At 71.5% G+C, this 15,458-nt stretch carries 13 protein-coding genes and 1 pseudogene; 9 read left to right on the top strand and 5 right to left on the bottom strand.

The window, feature by feature from the left end; genetic code table 11:
• Nucleotides 1-8: 8 nt before the first annotated feature.
• From ABT004_RS06295 to ABT004_RS06285, 3 genes are all read right to left on the bottom strand, one after another.
• Nucleotides 9-794 (bottom strand): rod shape-determining protein, encoded by a 786-nt coding sequence (locus ABT004_RS06295; RefSeq protein ID WP_351331807.1) that lies wholly within the window; start codon nt 792-794, stop codon nt 9-11.
• On the bottom strand, nt 791-1,162 hold the full coding sequence (locus ABT004_RS06290; RefSeq protein ID WP_351331805.1) for a TraR/DksA family transcriptional regulator: 372 nt from the start codon (nt 1,160-1,162) through the stop codon (nt 791-793). Before ABT004_RS06290 ends, ABT004_RS06295 begins: the two co-directional genes overlap by 4 nt.
• 88 nt (nt 1,163-1,250) lie before the next feature.
• Nucleotides 1,251-1,577, bottom strand: coding sequence for a TraR/DksA family transcriptional regulator (locus tag ABT004_RS06285; RefSeq protein ID WP_351331803.1), 327 nt, complete (start codon nt 1,575-1,577; stop codon nt 1,251-1,253).
• A 481-nt stretch (nt 1,578-2,058) separates the two neighbouring features.
• On the opposite strand from ABT004_RS06285, the gene ABT004_RS06280 reads away from it, so the two are divergent.
• The 5 genes from ABT004_RS06280 to ABT004_RS06260 all read left to right on the top strand — a co-directional run bounded on the left by ABT004_RS06280 (nt 2,059) and on the right by ABT004_RS06260 (nt 7,391).
• Nucleotides 2,059-3,012 carry a HAMP domain-containing sensor histidine kinase gene (locus tag ABT004_RS06280; RefSeq protein ID WP_351331801.1) on the top strand — a complete coding sequence of 318 codons (954 nt, stop codon included), beginning with the start codon at nt 2,059-2,061 and terminating at the stop codon, nt 3,010-3,012.
• Between the two features lie 56 nt (nt 3,013-3,068).
• Complete coding sequence (locus ABT004_RS06275; RefSeq protein WP_451187750.1) at nt 3,069-3,854, top strand: response regulator; 786 nt, start codon at nt 3,069-3,071, stop codon at nt 3,852-3,854.
• A gap of 110 nt (nt 3,855-3,964) precedes the next feature.
• On the top strand, nt 3,965-4,447 hold the full coding sequence (locus tag ABT004_RS06270; RefSeq protein WP_351331797.1) for a hypothetical protein: 483 nt from the start codon (nt 3,965-3,967) through the stop codon (nt 4,445-4,447).
• A 199-nt stretch (nt 4,448-4,646) separates the two neighbouring features.
• Nucleotides 4,647-6,968 (top strand): protein translocase subunit SecD, encoded by a 2,322-nt coding sequence (gene secD / locus ABT004_RS06265; RefSeq protein ID WP_351331795.1) that lies wholly within the window; start codon nt 4,647-4,649, stop codon nt 6,966-6,968.
• Nucleotides 6,969-7,178: 210 nt separating this feature from the next.
• Nucleotides 7,179-7,391 (top strand): hypothetical protein, encoded by a 213-nt coding sequence (locus ABT004_RS06260; RefSeq protein ID WP_351331793.1) that lies wholly within the window; start codon nt 7,179-7,181, stop codon nt 7,389-7,391.
• A gap of 497 nt (nt 7,392-7,888) precedes the next feature.
• On the opposite strand, the gene ABT004_RS06255 is transcribed toward ABT004_RS06260, so the two are convergent.
• Nucleotides 7,889-9,322 (bottom strand): FAD-dependent monooxygenase, encoded by a 1,434-nt coding sequence (locus ABT004_RS06255; protein WP_351331791.1) that lies wholly within the window; start codon nt 9,320-9,322, stop codon nt 7,889-7,891.
• 83 nt (nt 9,323-9,405) lie between these two features.
• Here ABT004_RS06255 and ABT004_RS06250 point away from each other — a divergent pair, with 83 nt between their 5' ends.
• A complete protein-coding gene (locus tag ABT004_RS06250) occupies nt 9,406-10,029 on the top strand; it encodes a TetR/AcrR family transcriptional regulator (RefSeq protein WP_351331789.1) in 624 nt (207 codons plus the stop codon).
• A 595-nt stretch (nt 10,030-10,624) separates the two neighbouring features.
• Entirely contained in the window at nt 10,625-11,239 is a 615-nt protein-coding gene (locus ABT004_RS06245) for a hypothetical protein (protein WP_351331787.1), read from the top strand.
• A gap of 899 nt (nt 11,240-12,138) precedes the next feature.
• Here ABT004_RS06245 and ABT004_RS06240 read toward each other — a convergent pair.
• Entirely contained in the window at nt 12,139-12,906 is a 768-nt protein-coding gene (locus ABT004_RS06240) for an alpha/beta hydrolase family protein (RefSeq protein WP_351331785.1), read from the bottom strand.
• A 909-nt stretch (nt 12,907-13,815) separates the two neighbouring features.
• Between ABT004_RS06240 and ABT004_RS06235 the strand changes: the two are divergent.
• Nucleotides 13,816-14,637 (top strand): annotated as a pseudogene (locus ABT004_RS06235) (transposase family protein).
• 211 nt (nt 14,638-14,848) lie between these two features.
• A complete protein-coding gene (locus tag ABT004_RS06230) occupies nt 14,849-15,424 on the top strand; it encodes a hypothetical protein (RefSeq protein ID WP_351331783.1) in 576 nt (191 codons plus the stop codon).
• Nucleotides 15,425-15,458: the final 34 nt, after the last annotated feature.

The following is a 15,458-nucleotide window of genomic DNA, read 5'->3' as shown; positions in this document are numbered from 1 at the left end:
ACTCGCGGCTAGTGCGGCGTGTTCGATGGGTGGGTGTGTGCGGCTGTCAGGAGTTGCGCGGCGCCGCGGACAGCGGCGGTGTGCGGCGCCGGGACGGGGCGGAGCGGTACGTGCAGCCGGTCGGCGAGGCCGTAGGTGATCTCGGGGTGCAGTGCGCCTCCGCCCGCCAGCAGCGGGCCCCGGGCCAGCGCGTCGAGGGTGAGCGAGGTGCGGTCCTGGCGCCGCATCGCGGCCGTCATGTCGGCGAGGGCCTCGCCGATCTGTACGGGGTGGGCGCTCTGGTTGCGGGTGTCCTCGGTGCCCAGCGCGGTGCGGCGTGCGTCGTGGACGGCGCCGTCGGCCAGGAGAACCACCTCGGTGAGGTGCGCGCCGATGTCGATGACGAGCAGGGGCCGGGACAGGTCCGAGCCCGCCGCGTGGGCGATGGCGCGCGCGGTGGGGACGGTCAGCACGTTGCGCGGGTGCAGGACCTGCACGGCGGCGCGGGCCTGGGCGCGATAGGTGAACCCGTCGAGGACGGGGGTGGTCACCACGATCAGCGGGCGGGCGAAGCGGGGCAGCCGGTTGCTCAGCAGCCGCTCGAGCATCCGTGCGGTGCCGGGGCCGTCGACGATGGTGCCGCGCTGGACCGGGTGGGTGGCTCCCGTACCGGGGAACGTCACCGTCGGCACGTCCAGGACGAGCCCGCGCCCGGGAACCCAGGCGCGGGTGCGGGCGCTGCCCACGTCGAGGGCGATGCCGCTGCTGGTCCGGCGCAGTGGCCAGGGGCGGGGCCGGGGCTGGAGCAGGCTCATCGGCCGGCCGCCGGGGCCAGTTGGCACAGGGTGCAGTAGCGGGCCTGCGGCACGATCCGCAGGCGATCGCGGTCGATGGTGTGCCGGCAGCGGTGGCAGCGGCCGTAACGGCCCTCGGCGAGGCGGTCGAGGGCCGCCTCCACGTCGGCGAGCACCATGCGTGCGCAGGCCGCGAGTGTCTCCTGGACTTCCGCGCGCGCGGCGGAGTGCCGCAGAGACGGCCGTCCGACGCGGGAGGCGGCGGCGTTGATCTGCCGCAGCTGGTCCTCGCGGAAGCGCCGCTGTTCGTGAAGGTTGTCCCGCAGCGCCGCGAGATCCTTGGGTGACAGATGTGTGTTGCGGTCGAGGATGGTCTGGTGGTTCACCACTTCACCCCTTGGGGCAGGGCGGGAGGGACAAGGGACTGGCCGGCGGCCACGCCGGGCGGCCGACGGGGCCGGGGAGCGGGACGACCCGTCAGGTCGTCGCGCGGCGGCGACAGGTGACGCAGTACCGCGTGTACGGGAGGATTTCCAGGCGCTCTTCGGGAACGGGAGTACCGCAGCCCTCGCAGGCTCCATACGTGCCGTCCTCGAGCCGGACGAGGGCGGCGTCGATCTCCTTGAGCGTCTGCTCGACCGCGGTCTTCTGCGCGGGCGCCAACTGGTCCTCGGTGTGGCCGTCCTGGGTGAGGGCCTGGAGCTGGGCGAGGTTGGTCCGGTGAGCGTGCTCGAGGCGCCGGCGCGCTTCGTGAGCGGCGGGCCGCTCGGGGCGGGATTCGGTGCGGGAGGCGTCGAGAGACACGGCGGAGGGCCCCTTTGTCTTGGCAGGTGTGCGGGTGTGCGGGTGTGCCGGTGTGCGGATACGTCGGTGGGCGGATGGGTGGGTGCGCGGCATGCGGATGTGCGGGTACGTGGATATGCCGAGTGCCGGGCCGTCGGGGCCCGGTTACCGTCCACTCTGGTCGGGGGGCGGGAACAAACCCATCGGGCGCGGGCCCCATTTCCCGGGGACACGGGCTCCATGCCGGGCCGCCCGCACAGGTGCGGGCAGTCGTCCGGCGGGCCGCCGGGATCCGGGCGCTGTGCGGGAGCGTATGGGTAGTGCGTACCCCGCAATGTGGGGGCGCGGCCCCATGGCCCGGTCGGGCCCGCATGCGGCAGGCTGGCCGGATGCTCGGCCGCTCACCTGGACCTCGGTTCCCACCGAGGGCGCGCGATGACCGACAGTAGAGCCGTACATGGTCGTTCATGGTCGTTTCGTCGCTGAAGGAGGCGTACTCGCGGTGTCCCTGTTCTGGCGGGTCTTCGGGCTCAATGCGGTGGTGCTGGGGCTGGCCACGGCTCTGCTGCTGTGGGCTCCGGTGACGGTTTCGGTGCCGATCTTGCTGACCGAGGCGGTCGTCCTGCTGGCCGGCATGGGGGTGATGCTGGTGGCCAACGGGGCGTTGCTGCGCTGGGGGCTGGCGCCGCTGGCCCGGCTCACCGCGCTGATGACCACGGTGGATCTGCTGCGCCCCGGCCAGCGGCTGCCGGTGTCGGGCGGCGGTGAGGTCCCCGAACTGATCCGGACGTTCAACGCCATGCTCGAGCGCCTGGAAAGTGAGCGGGCTGTAAGCAATGCGCGTGTGCTGCTGGCGCAGGAGTCCGAGCGGCGCCGGATCGCTCAGGAGTTGCATGATGAGGTCGGGCAGAGCATGACCGCGGTGCTGCTGGTGCTGGGCCGGGCCGCGGGCGACGCCGACGAGCCGCTGCGCGAGGAACTTCACCAGGCCCAGGAGATCACCCGGGAGAGTCTGGGCGAGGTCGGCCGACTGGTGCGCCGGCTGCGGCCCGGTGTCCTGGACGATCTCGGTCTGGTCAGCGCGCTGTCCTCGCTCACGCAGGACTTCGCGACGCACACGGGTCTGCGGGTGGTACGTCGTTTCGACGCCGACCTCCCCGCGCTGGATCATGAGGGGGAGCTGGCGCTGTACCGGGTGGCGCAGGAGAGTCTGACCAACGCCGCCCGCCACGCCGATGCCGAGCGTGTGGAGGTGTCCCTGCAGTGCGCGGACGGCGCGGTGACGCTCACCGTCACCGACGACGGCCGCGGTATCGAGGAGGTGCACGAGGGGGCGGGTATCCGTGGCATGCGTGAGCGGGCGCTGCTGATCGGGGCCGACCTCGACATCACGTCCGCTGTCGGTTCGGGTACCCGTGTCCGGCTCACCGCACCCTTTCCCGGGAAGCAGTCCTGATCATGTCTGTCCTGTCCTGGCCCGCTCCGCGCGGGTATTCGGCGGCCCGGTCGGCGATGTCGGCCGTGTCCGTGTCCGGCGGGTCGACCGCATCTTCCGCATCTTCCGCGTCCGGTGTGTCGGCGGCGTCCTCAACGGCTTCTGCCGCCGCACCTGCGCCTGCGCCTGCGTATGGGGCGGGTTCGGCTCCTGCGCCGGTGATTCGTATCCTGCTCGCCGACGACCATGCGCTGGTACGCCGCGGGGTGCGTCTGATCCTGGACCAGGAGCCGGACCTCGAGGTGGTCGCGGAGGCGGGGGACGGGGCCGAGGCCATCGAGATGGCGCGCGCTCATGAGGTGGACCTGGCCGTCCTGGACATCACGATGCCGCGGCTGACGGGTCTGCAGGCGGCGCGTGAACTGGCGGCGCTGAAGCCGGGATTGCGCATCCTGATGCTGACGATGCACGACAACGAGCAGTACCTGTTCCAGGCGTTGAAGTCCGGGGCCTGCGGGTATGTCCTGAAGTCGGTGGCCGACCGGGACCTGGTCGCGGCCTGCCGGGCCGCGATGCGTGACGAGCCGTTCCTGTACCCGGGGGCGGTGACGGCGCTCATCCGCAACTTCCTGGACCGGGTCCGGCACGGCGAGGAGGCCGCGGGCGACCTTCTGACGCCGCGTGAGGAGGAGGTCCTCAAGCTGGTGGCCGAGGGCCATTCCTCCAAGGCGATCGCCGAGATCCTCTTCATCAGTATCAAAACGGTTCACCGGCACCGGGCCAACCTCCTGCAAAAGCTCGGCCTGCACGACCGCCTGGAGCTGACCCGGTACGCCATCCGCGCCGGACTCATCGAACCCTGACGGACAACGGGACAACGGGCTACGGGCTCTGCCTGAGCCACTGCCACCGGGCACCCACAGCACGACGTACGCAGTGAGCGACACGCAACGGAACGGAAAGGGGACGGTGCATGCGCTCCGCATCTGCCGGCACCGCCCCCGCCGTCGTCCACCGCGGCCGGTTCGCGAGGCTGCTCACCGTGCTGGCGGCGGTCCTGCTGCCCCTGTTCCTGGCGGCCCCCGCGTCCGCCGACCCGCGTCCGGATGCGGCCGCCGTCCTGTCCGTCGATGCGGTCGCGGCCCCCGATGCCACCCCGGCCGCCAATGTCACCCCGACCGTCGACGGCCCGTCGGCCGTCGAGCGATATCCGGCCTTCGGCCCGCACGCGGACGACGGCATTACGCCCTGTGTGGCCCAACAGCGGGCCCGGCCCGATCACCCGGCCGGACGCCCCTTCGCCCTGGACCACCAGGGGGCGCCCACGGGGTGCGGCCCGGGCACCGCCACGGGTGCCTTCACCCGGGACACGGCCGGCCCCGGCACGGCGCCGGCCTCGCCGGGCCGCACGGGCCACGACAACAACCGGGCGCCTCCCGCCTCCTGCGGCATCTGAGACACACCCGATCCGCACCCGACCCGCACCACCTCCTTTCTCTTCTGCCATCTTCTTGCGCCGCGGCCGCGGTCGGCCGCCGCTGCGGCGTGCCTGCCGGAGGCCCGTGTTGTCCCGCTCCCGACCCCTGCCACATCCCCGTACCCGTACCGGTAACCGCCCGCGTCCGCGTGCTCGTTCGCGTGCCCTGACCGTCCGCGTGTGCGTCGCGCTTGCTGTGCTGGCCGCGTCGCTGGCCATCGCCCTGACCACGCCGATCCGTCTCGGACTCGATCTGCGCGGCGGCACGCAGATCGTGCTGGAGACCCAGTCCACCGCCACGACCCGGGCCGACCGGGAGGCGACGGACCGCACCCTGGAGGTGCTGCGCGGCCGCATCGACGCCCTCGGCGTCGCCGAGCCGAGCATCGTCCGCTCCGGTGACAAGCGCATCGTCGTCGAACTGCCGGGCGTGCAGGACCCGAAGAAGGCCGCGGCCCTGCTCGGCCGCACCGCGCAGCTCACCGTCCACCCGGTCCTGTCAGAGACCAAGCCCCCCAATACATCCCCCCACAATCCCCGGACCACCCCCGACACCGGCCCCTCCGAGGAATCGGCCCCTGAGGGCGCCTCGGTACTGCCCGACGAATCCGGTCGGCAACTGCGTCTGGCGCCCGCCACCCTGACCGGCCAGGACGTCAAGGGGGCCGATGCCCGCTTCGACCAGCAGGGCGGGGCCGGCTGGCATGTGACCGTCGATTTCAAGGACTCCGGCAGCAGCCGCTGGCAGCAGGTGACCGGTGAGGCCGCCTGCCACGCGCCCGGCGATGCCCAGCGCCGGGTCGCCATCGTCCTCGACAAGAAGATCATTTCGTCGCCGCAGGTCGACCCCTCCGTCTCCTGCAAGACGGGCATCACCGGCGGCTCGACGCAGATCACCGGCTCCTTCGACGACACGCAGGCCCGCGAACTGGCCCTGCTGATCACGGGCGGCGCTCTGCCCGTGCCGGTCGAGACCATCGAACAGCGCACGATCGGTGCCACCCTGGGAGACGAGGCCATCGCCTCGGCCGCGCAGGCCGCGGTGATCGGTACGGCGTTGACGGCGTTGTTCATCATGGTCGTCTACCGCCTGATGGGGGCTCTGGCGGCCGTCGCCCTGCTCTGTTACGGCCTGGTCTCCTACGCCGCGCTGGCCGCGCTCGGCGCCACTTTGACGCTGCCGGGGCTGGCCGGGTTCGTCCTGGCGATCGGCATGGCCGTCGATGCCAATGTCCTCGTCTTCGAGCGGGCCCGCGAGGAGCGGGCCGCCCGCCCCCGGACGAGTATCCGGTCCGCGCTGAAGGCGGGTTTCCGGGGCGCCTTCAGCGCGATCGCCGACTCCAACGTCACCACCTTGATCGCCGCGGGCCTGCTGTTCTTCCTGGCCTCCGGCCCCGTCAAGGGTTTCGGTATCACGCTGGGGATCGGCGTTCTGGCCTCCATGTTCAGCGCTCTGGTCATCACCCGCGCGCTGGCCGAACTCGCCGCGAACCGCCCGGCCATCCGCCTCCGCCCGCACCTCACCGGCATCGCGGGCGCCGGCCGGGTCCGCTCCGCGCTGCTGCGCCGCAACCCGTTCTGGATGCGCCGCCCGCGCCGCTGGCTGGCGGTGTCACTGCTGGCCGTCCTGGCGGCGGGCTCCGGCATCCTGGTACGCGGGGTGGATCTCGGCATCGAGTTCACCGGCGGCCGCCTCATCGAGTACGCCACCACCGCCCCGGTCGACCCGGACCGGGCCCGTACGGCGCTGGCCGAGTCGGGCTTTCCCCGCGCCATCGTCCAGTCCTCCTCCGGGGGCGACCTGACGGTCCGCACCCAGCAGCTGACCGACACCGAGGCCGCCGCCGTCACCGACACCATCGCGGGCCTGGGCGGCGAGACCCGCACGGTGCGCGATGAACGGATCGGGCCCAGCCTCGGCAAGGAACTGCGCCAGGGCGCGTTGATCGCCCTCGGTCTGGCCATGGGCGCCCAACTCCTTTACCTGGCCGCCCGGTTCCGCCCGCTGCTGGCGACGGCCGCGGTCACGGCCCTGGCCCATGATGTGGTCATCCTGGTGGGCGTGTTCGCCTGGCTGGACAAGCCGCTCGACGGCGTGTTCCTGGCCGCACTGCTGACCGTGATCGGCTACTCGGTCAACGACTCGGTGGTCCTCTTCGACCGCATCCGCGAACTGTCCGGCGGCCCGCGCGCGGCCCCGTTCGGCCGCCTCACCAACGAGGCGATCCTGCAGACGTTGCCGCGCACGGTGAACACGGGCATGGGTGCGGTGTTCATCCTGGCCTCGCTGGCGGTCCTGGCGTCAGACCCGCTGACCGATTTCGCACTGGCCCTGCTGATCGGTGTGTGCGTCGGCACGTACTCCTCGGTGTTCACGGCTTCCCCGCTGGCCATCGCTCTCCAGGCACGCGGCCGCCGCGGCGCCCCGACCACAAAGAAGGCGGGGAAGGCGGGTGAGCTGGCACTGCAGAGCACGCTGCGGCGGGGGTCCCGGCCGTAGCCCGCCCTGGCTCAGGGGACCTTGGTCCAGCGGCCGGCCACGTGCCCTCCCGGAGGAACAGGGGCACGTGGCGGGCCCGCCCAGCCCTGAGGCCGGTCCCCAGCGTCAGCCCTCCGAAGCGTTCCCGGGCCGGCAGGGAGGTCCTGTCCGGCCCACGCCGGCCACGCCCGGCCCCTCCTGCTCCCTCTTCTTGCCTGTCTCTCGTGGGCAATGACCCGGTCGTCGTCCCGGTCGTCGGAGGTCGAGGCGGTCGGGTACGAACCGGTGGAGGACGCCAAGGCCGGGATGAGCAGTACCGGTTGGGTTGTGTTCACGCCGGACAATAAGACGCAGAAGCTCGTGTTGCGCTACAAGCGGCTTGCTGCCAAGGGCTCCGACGGCACGGCCGTCTCGGCGAAGAACTTTGACATCCCGCTGAACTGATACGGGCCGGTCGCCCGTCTTTGGCATGCGGCGGTCTCACGCGGGACGGTCGAACGAGCGGCCCTGTCTCGCGTGCGGTGGTGGCGCAACGGGGCCTTGTCCCGGGGCCGGGCAGTCGGCAGTGCCGCGCCCCGGCCGACGTCCTCGGTGGCCGGGCCACCGAGGACGAGGCGCAGCCCGGGGGCCGCATGGTGAACGCCCCGGCCCTGGAACGCGCCGGGAGGTGCGGTGGCCGGGCCGTCGGACTGCCGGACGGCGGTGCCGGCGTCGGGCTTCGGCAGTCCGGTTCGGGCCGAGCGGTGTCTTCGCGGTGGTGGGCTTCGGCCGGGTCCCCTGGGTTCTGTCCGGAGTTGTGATCCGGTCTCCCGGGGCTGTTGTCCTGGAGTGCTCTGGAGGCGCTGGTCCGCGGTGGAGTCTCCTCGCGGGTGAGCGGCCGGTGGGTCTCGTCGTTCTGGAAGTCGTTCTGGAAGTCGTTCTGGACGGGGGCGGGTTGGTGTTCAGTGACCGTCCTGGTGGAGGGGCCAGCAGGTGGTGGTGGTGAGGGTGTCCAGGTCGGGTTCCGTGTCCGAGGCCCAGGCTGCGTAGCCGTCGGGGCGGACCAGGATCGCCTGGGGGAGTCCGGGTACGGGTGCGGCGGGTGTGGCGCCGAGGTGGGGCGGGAGGATGCCGGCGAGGTCGAGCAGGACGGGTTTGCCGGTCAGGAACAGTGACGGGTCGAGGCCGGGGATGCGGTGGCCGGCCAGGGGGTGGTGGGGGCCGGGCACGTCGTAGGAGTGGGCCAGTCCCGACATCAGGCCTGCCAGGTGCCGGTTGGTGTCGGGCAGGCGCATCAGGTTGGTGAAGACCTCGCGCAGTTCGATGGTGTCCGGGCCGGGCCGGGGGGTGGCGAACACGCGCTGGGCCTGGGTGATGTGCAGGACCCAGGCCCCGGCCGGGTGCCGCTCGGTGTGGTAGCTGTCCAGCAGGTCCGCGCGGGCCCGGCCGTGCAGCGCCGCGGCCAGCTTCCAGCCCAGGTTGAAGGCGTCCTGGATGCCGAGGTTGAGGCCCTGGCCGCCGAACGGCGGATGGATGTGTGCGGCGTCGCCGGCGAAGAACACGTTGCCCATCCGGTAGCTGTCGATCTGGCGGGTGGCGTCGCCGAACCGGGACGCGTGGTCCACGCTGTCCAGCACGGTGTCCTCGCCGTACACGATGCGCAGCGTTTCGGCGATCTCCTCGAAGGCCACCGGCCTGTCCCTGGCCGGCTCCTGCTCGCCGGCGGCTCCGCCGGTGTAGCGGTAGCGGTCGTCGCCCAGGGGCACGAGCATCACCCAGCGGTCGGCGGCCTCGCGGGTGAGGGTGCTGATGTGCCCGATGGTCTTGGGCACCAGGGCGGATGCCGACGAGAGCCGGATGTCGGCCAGGACGGCCGTGAACGTGCCCGCCCTGCCGGGGAACGGGACGTCGAGCAGCTTCCTGACCGTGCTGTGCCCGCCGTCGCAGGCCACCAGGTAACGGGCTTCGATGCGCCGGCCGCCGGCCGTCACCACCACACCGGCGTCCGACTGCTGCACCGCTGTCAGCGGGGTGCCGCGCAGCACCTCGACCCCGAGTGCCGCGGCGCGCTGCTCCAGGACCTCCTCGATCTGCCACTGTGCGATGGACAGCGGGTAGGGGTGCGCGGTGTCCCATGCCGTGCAGTCGAGCGGCACGGGCAGCATGCCGAAGTGACCGCCCACCGGCTCGCGTGCCATCGCCTGGGCCTGCATCGGTTCCAGCAGGCCGCGCAGTGCGAGCAGTTCCTGCACGCGCGGCTGGATCACGCCGCCCTTGGTCTGCTGGATCCGGTCCGCCAGCCGCTCCACGATGACGGTCTGAACCCCGGCCAGGGCCAGTTCGCAGGCCAGCATCAGCCCGGTGGGGCCGGCTCCCGCCACGATGACGTCGGTCATTGCTCCTCCAAAGATTCGCCTCAGTGCAAATGTACACCGAGTGCGAAAAGTGGCTGAGTGCAGCCTCCTGTTACCCTGGAGCCATGACAGGGCTGCGCGAACGCAAGCGGGCACGGACCCATGCCGCCATCTCGGACGCGGCGATCGCGCTCTTCCTGGAGCACGGGTTCGACCGGGTGTCGGTGGCGCAGGTCGCCGAGGCCGCCGAGGTGTCGAAGCGGACGGTGTTCGCCTACTTCCCCACCAAGGAGGACCTCGTCATCCACCGCTTCGCCGACCACGAGGCGGAGGCGGCCCGCGTGGTGCGCGCCCGGCCGGCGGGCGTCACGCCCCTGGCGGCGCTCCGCGGTCACTTCCTGCACGGCCTGCACGAGCGGGACCCGATCACCGGCCTCAGCGACCACCCGCACATCCTCGCGCTCACCCGCATGGTCCGGGACACCGCGGCGCTGCGCACACGGGTGGTCCGCTTCCAGGAGGGCTCGCAGCGGGCGCTCGCGCAGGCACTCCAGGACACCGCTGGTGTCGCGTCCCTGACCGCGCGCCTGGCCGCCGGCCAAGTAGTGGGTGTGCAATGGCTCTTGGCGATGGACAACTTCGAGACGCTCGCCGGCGGCCGGTCCGCCGACGAGCGCTGCCCGCAGGCGGTTGCCGACGCCGAACACGCCTTCACCCTGCTTGCCGAGGGCCTGGCCGGGTTCGTCTAGAGCCCGGCGGCCGCTGCGCCCCGCCGCCTCTTCGGGGCCGGAGGGGTGCCGCGGGTCTCGCCGGGTGTCCGGCCGCATGGGACGGCGCCGTGGGCGGGCCGGCGGCCCCGGATTCCGCTCGCCCCGGGTGCTGTCCGCAGTGGTGATCCGGATCAGCGCACGGGGCGGTACGGGGCGGGGCGGGTGCGGTGGCAGGGCGCCTGGTGCGTGGTCCGTTGTGGTTCTGCTGCCGTGACCGGGGACCCCGTCCGCAGGGGCGGGCCGGCGGCTTGCGGGGTGTGGGCGGACCCCCGGCCGCCGTCTGCCGGCCGGGGGCGAGAGGTGAGGGGCGAGGGGTGAGGGATGGCGGGCTGCTCGAAGGGCGGGGCCCGGCCGTCGTGGTGAGGGGCCGTCATGTGGCGGGTGAGGTCCGAAGGGGGTGGACCCTCGTGCGGCGGTATGGGCGACACGCGCGGTGGTCCCGAAAATCGCGAGGTCGGGGGCTGGTGGCTGGGCTGGTTGGGTGCGGCCGAACGGGGTGTCCCGATTGCGGCCGGTATGTGCTGCTCGCACGGTTGCTGGGAGCACTACTCGCCAACCGCGAAAAGGAAGTTTCATGCGTATTTCCCGGAAAGCCGGCCTCCTTGCCTCCACCGCGCTGTGCGGTGCCCTCGCCCTCGGCGCGGCCGGCCCGGCCTTCTCGTCCGTGATGGACGCGCCGTCCCACAGTGCACCCGCCGCCCCGGTTCCGGGCGCGGACGCGCTGGCGAAGCAGAACGCGGCGCTGGCGGGGGCGGGTGATGTTGTGCAGCCGGTGACCGCTCTGGTCGCCGGTGTGCTCAAGGCCCCCGGCGGCAAGCTGTCCAAGGAGGAGGCCGCCAAGCACGCGGCCGGCGTCACGAAGGCGCTGGACGGCCTGAAGTCCGGTGCGAAGGGTGCGGCCGGCAAGGCGGCCGGCGCCTTTGGCGGCCGCGCACAGGCTCCCGGTGCGGAGCTCGTCGTGAAGGCGGCGGCGGATCTGCAGGCGAAGGTGGACGCCCTGGTGAAGGCGTCTGCTGCGGGGGATGCGAAGGCGACCGCCGCCGCCCTGCAGGCGACGCTGACCGGCACGGTCAACGTCGTGGTCGCGATCGTGCTGGGCGGTGACCTGCCGGCGCCCGACCTGAAGGGCCTGCCGAAGCTGCCGACGCTGCCGGGCGTGGACCCGGCACAGACACTGCCGTCGCTGTAGGCGCGCGCAGCACCTCGAGATGAGGGGAGGGGGCGGCCCGTTCGGGGCCGCCCCCTCCCTTTCCGTATGCCCTTTGCCCGCAGTGGCCCGTTGGCCGGCACCTCACGGCACTCCACGGCATCTCACGGGGCGTGGCGGGAGCTCGCGGGCGGGGCGCGCGGGTGGTGGCGGACGGCTCCGCATGATTCCGCCTGCCCTGCCCTGGTCGGCGGCCGGTTGGGGGTGTTCGGCCTGGTCCTGCGGGTGCGGGGTGGGGCCTGCACTCCACCGCCCCCGGACGAATCGTCTGCGAGGACGACGTACAGATCGTGGTCGTACCCCGCCGGCAGGCACCCGCCACCGGCCCCGGCACCACCCACCCGTGACCGCCGACCCGGCCGGGCCGCAGGGCCGGGCAGCCGGTGCCGTGGACGCACGGGATGTCCGGGTGGCCGGGGATGCGGGCGGGGAGGTGTGGGGCGGAGGTTTTGAATCAGGCTGCTGCGCCGGGGATGGTGTCGTGGTTGTGGACGTGGGGGGGGCGACGGTTGAGAGGTCGGTGTACGCGGCGTTGGACCGGGTGTCGCCGATGCGGCGGAAGGCTTCGTGTCCGTTGGAGAGCTTTCCTGCCGTGCCGTGCCGGGGTGCGGGTGAGTCCGAACACGCCGGTGAAGTGGCCCCGGTTGGTGCCGGTTGGTGTGGTGGGGCGACGGGCAGCGCCCGGCCCGGCCCGGCCCGGCCCGGCCCGGCCGGGGCCACGGACCGGACGCCCCCCCGGCCCCGCACGGTCGGTGCACCGCGTGGACCTTGCTTGGGTGCCTTAGTGCCCCGGCCCGGGTGAACCCTCCCGCGCGGCACGCGTGAACCCTTGGGTGTTCCGCGTGCCGCGCGGACGCCCACACGGCGGAGGACCGGCGGGGTCAGGGGCGTGGCTCGTCGAGGTACTGGTCGGCCCAGGCGCTGATGATGTGGGCGGCGCGCTGCGCCTGCCCCCGTGCGGTCAGCAGATGGTCGGCGCCCTCGAGGGAGACGAAACTGCGCGGGTGGCGGGCCTCCTGGAAGATTTCCGCGGCGTTGTCGACGTCGACGGTGGCATCGGTGGGGGAGTGCGCCACCAGCAGCGGGAGGTCGAGTTTGCCGATCGTTTCGCGCAGGTGGGCCTTGCGGACGTCCTCGACGAAGGCGCGTTTGAGGACGAGGGTGCGTCCGCCGACGAACCATTCGTGGGAGCCGTCGCTCAGGACGCGGTCCAGGACGGTGTCGTACTGCCGCTCGACGTGGCTGGGGTCGACGGGCGCGGCGATCGTGGCCAGCGCGCGCAGTCCGGGGATCTCGTGGGCGGCGGCGAGTGCGGCGGCGCCGCCCCAGGAGTGCCCCACCAGCAAATCCACGGGAGTGCCGCGCTCGGCCATGAAGGCCGCCGCGCGGAGCGTGTCCCTGACCTTGACGGTGAAGGAACCGTCGCCCCAGTCGCCGTCGGAGTCACCGATACCGAGGTTGTCGAAACGCAGCATCCCGACGCCCTCGCCGGCGAGTTGCTTGCACACGCGGGAGGCGGCCGGTGAGTCCTTGCCGAGGGTGAAGCCGTGTGCGAAGAGCCCCCAGCCGCGGACCTCACCCTCCGGCAGGTCGATCACTCCGGCCAGTTCGGGGCCGACGACGCTCGGGAAACTGACTTTTTCTCTCATCTGTGGTGTTCACCTAGGCAGAAACTGATCAGGGGACGGGGCGCGGGCGGCACCGGGCGGTGCCACAGCGGGCCGGTGAGCAGCATGCCATGCACGGGTCACCACGTTCGACGGACCGGGCCCGCCCCGGACCGGGCCCCGGCAGTCCCCGCCGGGCGCGTACCGGGCGTGCAGCGTGAGGGAGGTGGCGCGGCGTCTGCTGGCGGATGGTTCAACTGGGCCGGGGAGAACGCCCGTAGGACAGCGAGCAGACTACGGCCCGACTGGCCCGACTGGCCCGTTGTGGGTTCTCATTTTGCGTGAGGCCCTAGCGTCGGCTACCTGAGCTGATGGCTCGCAGTCCCGCGCTAGTTTGAGATTGATCTTGATTTTTTGCCGACACGCACTTGGCCTGCAAGGACTACATCCTGAAAATCAATGGCCGTGATTCTGTGGTGCGGTGAGCAGGAATCCCTGTTGGGTTTGAGATTCCCTGATTCTCTTGAGAGCCATTATGGGGGACGGTTTTCAAGTGTGTTGGATGCGGCGGCTGTTGGGTGCAGCTCGCTGCGCAGCTGGCGGTAGCCGTTGGTGAGGCAGAGGGTCAGCTGCAGGAATTTGATGACCTGGGTGTGAGGCTTACCTGTCGGCGGTTCCTAGGTGCCCCCGGCATGCGGTTTGCGAACCTCCCGGAGGCCTTGAGTTGTTGGGACTGGGGCTCCGTGCCCCGCTGCGCGATCCGGGCCCGGAGTAGACGGAGAAGAAGATCGTTGAAGGAGACGAGGCGCTTCGCCGAGGTGTGTTCAGTGAGCTGTTTCCAACCTGTCGCAGCATGAGGCCTGTTGGAGACGGCCCCCGCTGCAGGACGCAGTGAAGCTCCTGGTAGACGAGTTCACGACCAAGATCACTCGCCCTACCAGGGGCTTCGTCGTGCTTGTCCACCTGTCGGCCATCGATCTGTCCAGCCGGACTTTGCGGTACCTGACCAGGCAACTCGCCTCCCGCCGCAAGGAGATCGGCACCCGGTGGCGGCGACTGACCGCCGGTCGGCAGGCCCTCCTCGCCCTGGCTCACCTGCGGTGCGGCGACACCTACGCCCGGCTCGCCGCCGGGTTCGGTATCGGCCTCGCAACCGTCTACCGCTACGTACGCGAGGCCGTCGATGTCCTGGCCGGCCTGGCTCCCACGCTCGACGAAGCGATGATGACCGTGCGCACCAGGGCGTTCGTGATCCTCGACGGCACGGTGCTGCCGATCGACCGCGTCGCCGCCGACACCCCGTACTACTCCGGCAAGAAGAAGCACCACGGCATGAACGTGCGGCCGCCTGTTGTGGGCCTCGCCGCCTTGCCCGGCGCCACTCACGATCTGACCGCCGCCCGCCACCACGGCATCATCGACGCACTCGCAACCGCGGGCGTGAAGTGCTGGGCGGACAGTGATGATGGCTGATGGCGTCACCGACGGATCTGTCCCTTGGGCTGACTGACCGGAATCTCGTGTCCTTGCCTTGATCCGTCGATCAAGGCGTACCAGGTCGCAGGTCGCCATGTGCGCGTGCCGTTCCGGGGCCGCCGACTGCGGCGGTGGCAGCGTCGCCACAACACCACCCACGCCAAGAGCCGATGTGTCGGCGAACAGGCCATGGCCGTCCTCAAGGGCTGGCGACTGCTCCGCAAGCTGCGCTGCAGCACCAACCGGATCACCGACGTCGTCAAGGCAGTCCTCGTCCTTCACCTCGCCTCAACGTGAGACTGGAAAAGGCTCATTGTCGACTGGTCCTGAACGGGTCCCGGAAGAGAGCTTCAGTCGCGCCCGAGCCGGCGGCGCGAGGAGTACAAGTGCCCTCGCGCCGGCCTACCGCGGGGCCGGAGGTTTCGGGCACGACCGAAACCTGTGGCTGGCGCAAGCACCCCCCACTAAACATGACGGTGTCCCGACAAACACGACCACGGGGGAAGAGATGATCAACCGTCGAAGGGCTGCGCTCAGCTGCGCCTCGCTGCTCCTGGCGTCTGGAACGCTGGCGGCCACCGGCAGTGTCGCAGCCGCGGAAACCGCGTCCGGTTCCGCAGCAGGGAAGGCTGCCCGTCTCACCGTCGAACCGACGTCACAGGCGACGTGCAACTACCGCGGATACGACAAGTCGGGGGCCATCTTCGAAGCCTGGAAGGGCAACGGACTACAGGACATCGGGGGCGGACGATCCCTGGGGCTGGCCACGGGGCAGGACAACGTCTTCGTCGACGGAGACCGCTCCAGTGCCCACCTGGAGAAGGCACAGAAGGGCGACAGCGCCTGGGTGGAGATCCTGACCCAGGAGGACCGGCCGGAGAGCTGGCGTAGCGGCGTGCCCTGCGGGATCACCTCAGAGCGGCACCCGCGGGCGACCAACCCTGGAGCGCCCAAGCGCTACTACATCCGCACGCAGTGGTACTGGCACAGCGGGCCGACGGTTCATGATCGCTGGATGCGGGCCTGCGCAGAGATGAGCGGCGACGTGAAGTGCGGAAAGTGGTACGACGACCACATTCACTGAGCGGCAAAGTCAGGGGCCGAAGGCCCCGCAGCAG

Source organism: Streptomyces sp. NPDC002790, assembly GCF_040295505.1.
Lineage (GTDB): Bacteria > Actinomycetota > Actinomycetes > Streptomycetales > Streptomycetaceae > Streptomyces.
This window is presented reverse-complemented; position numbering and strand designations above follow the sequence as displayed.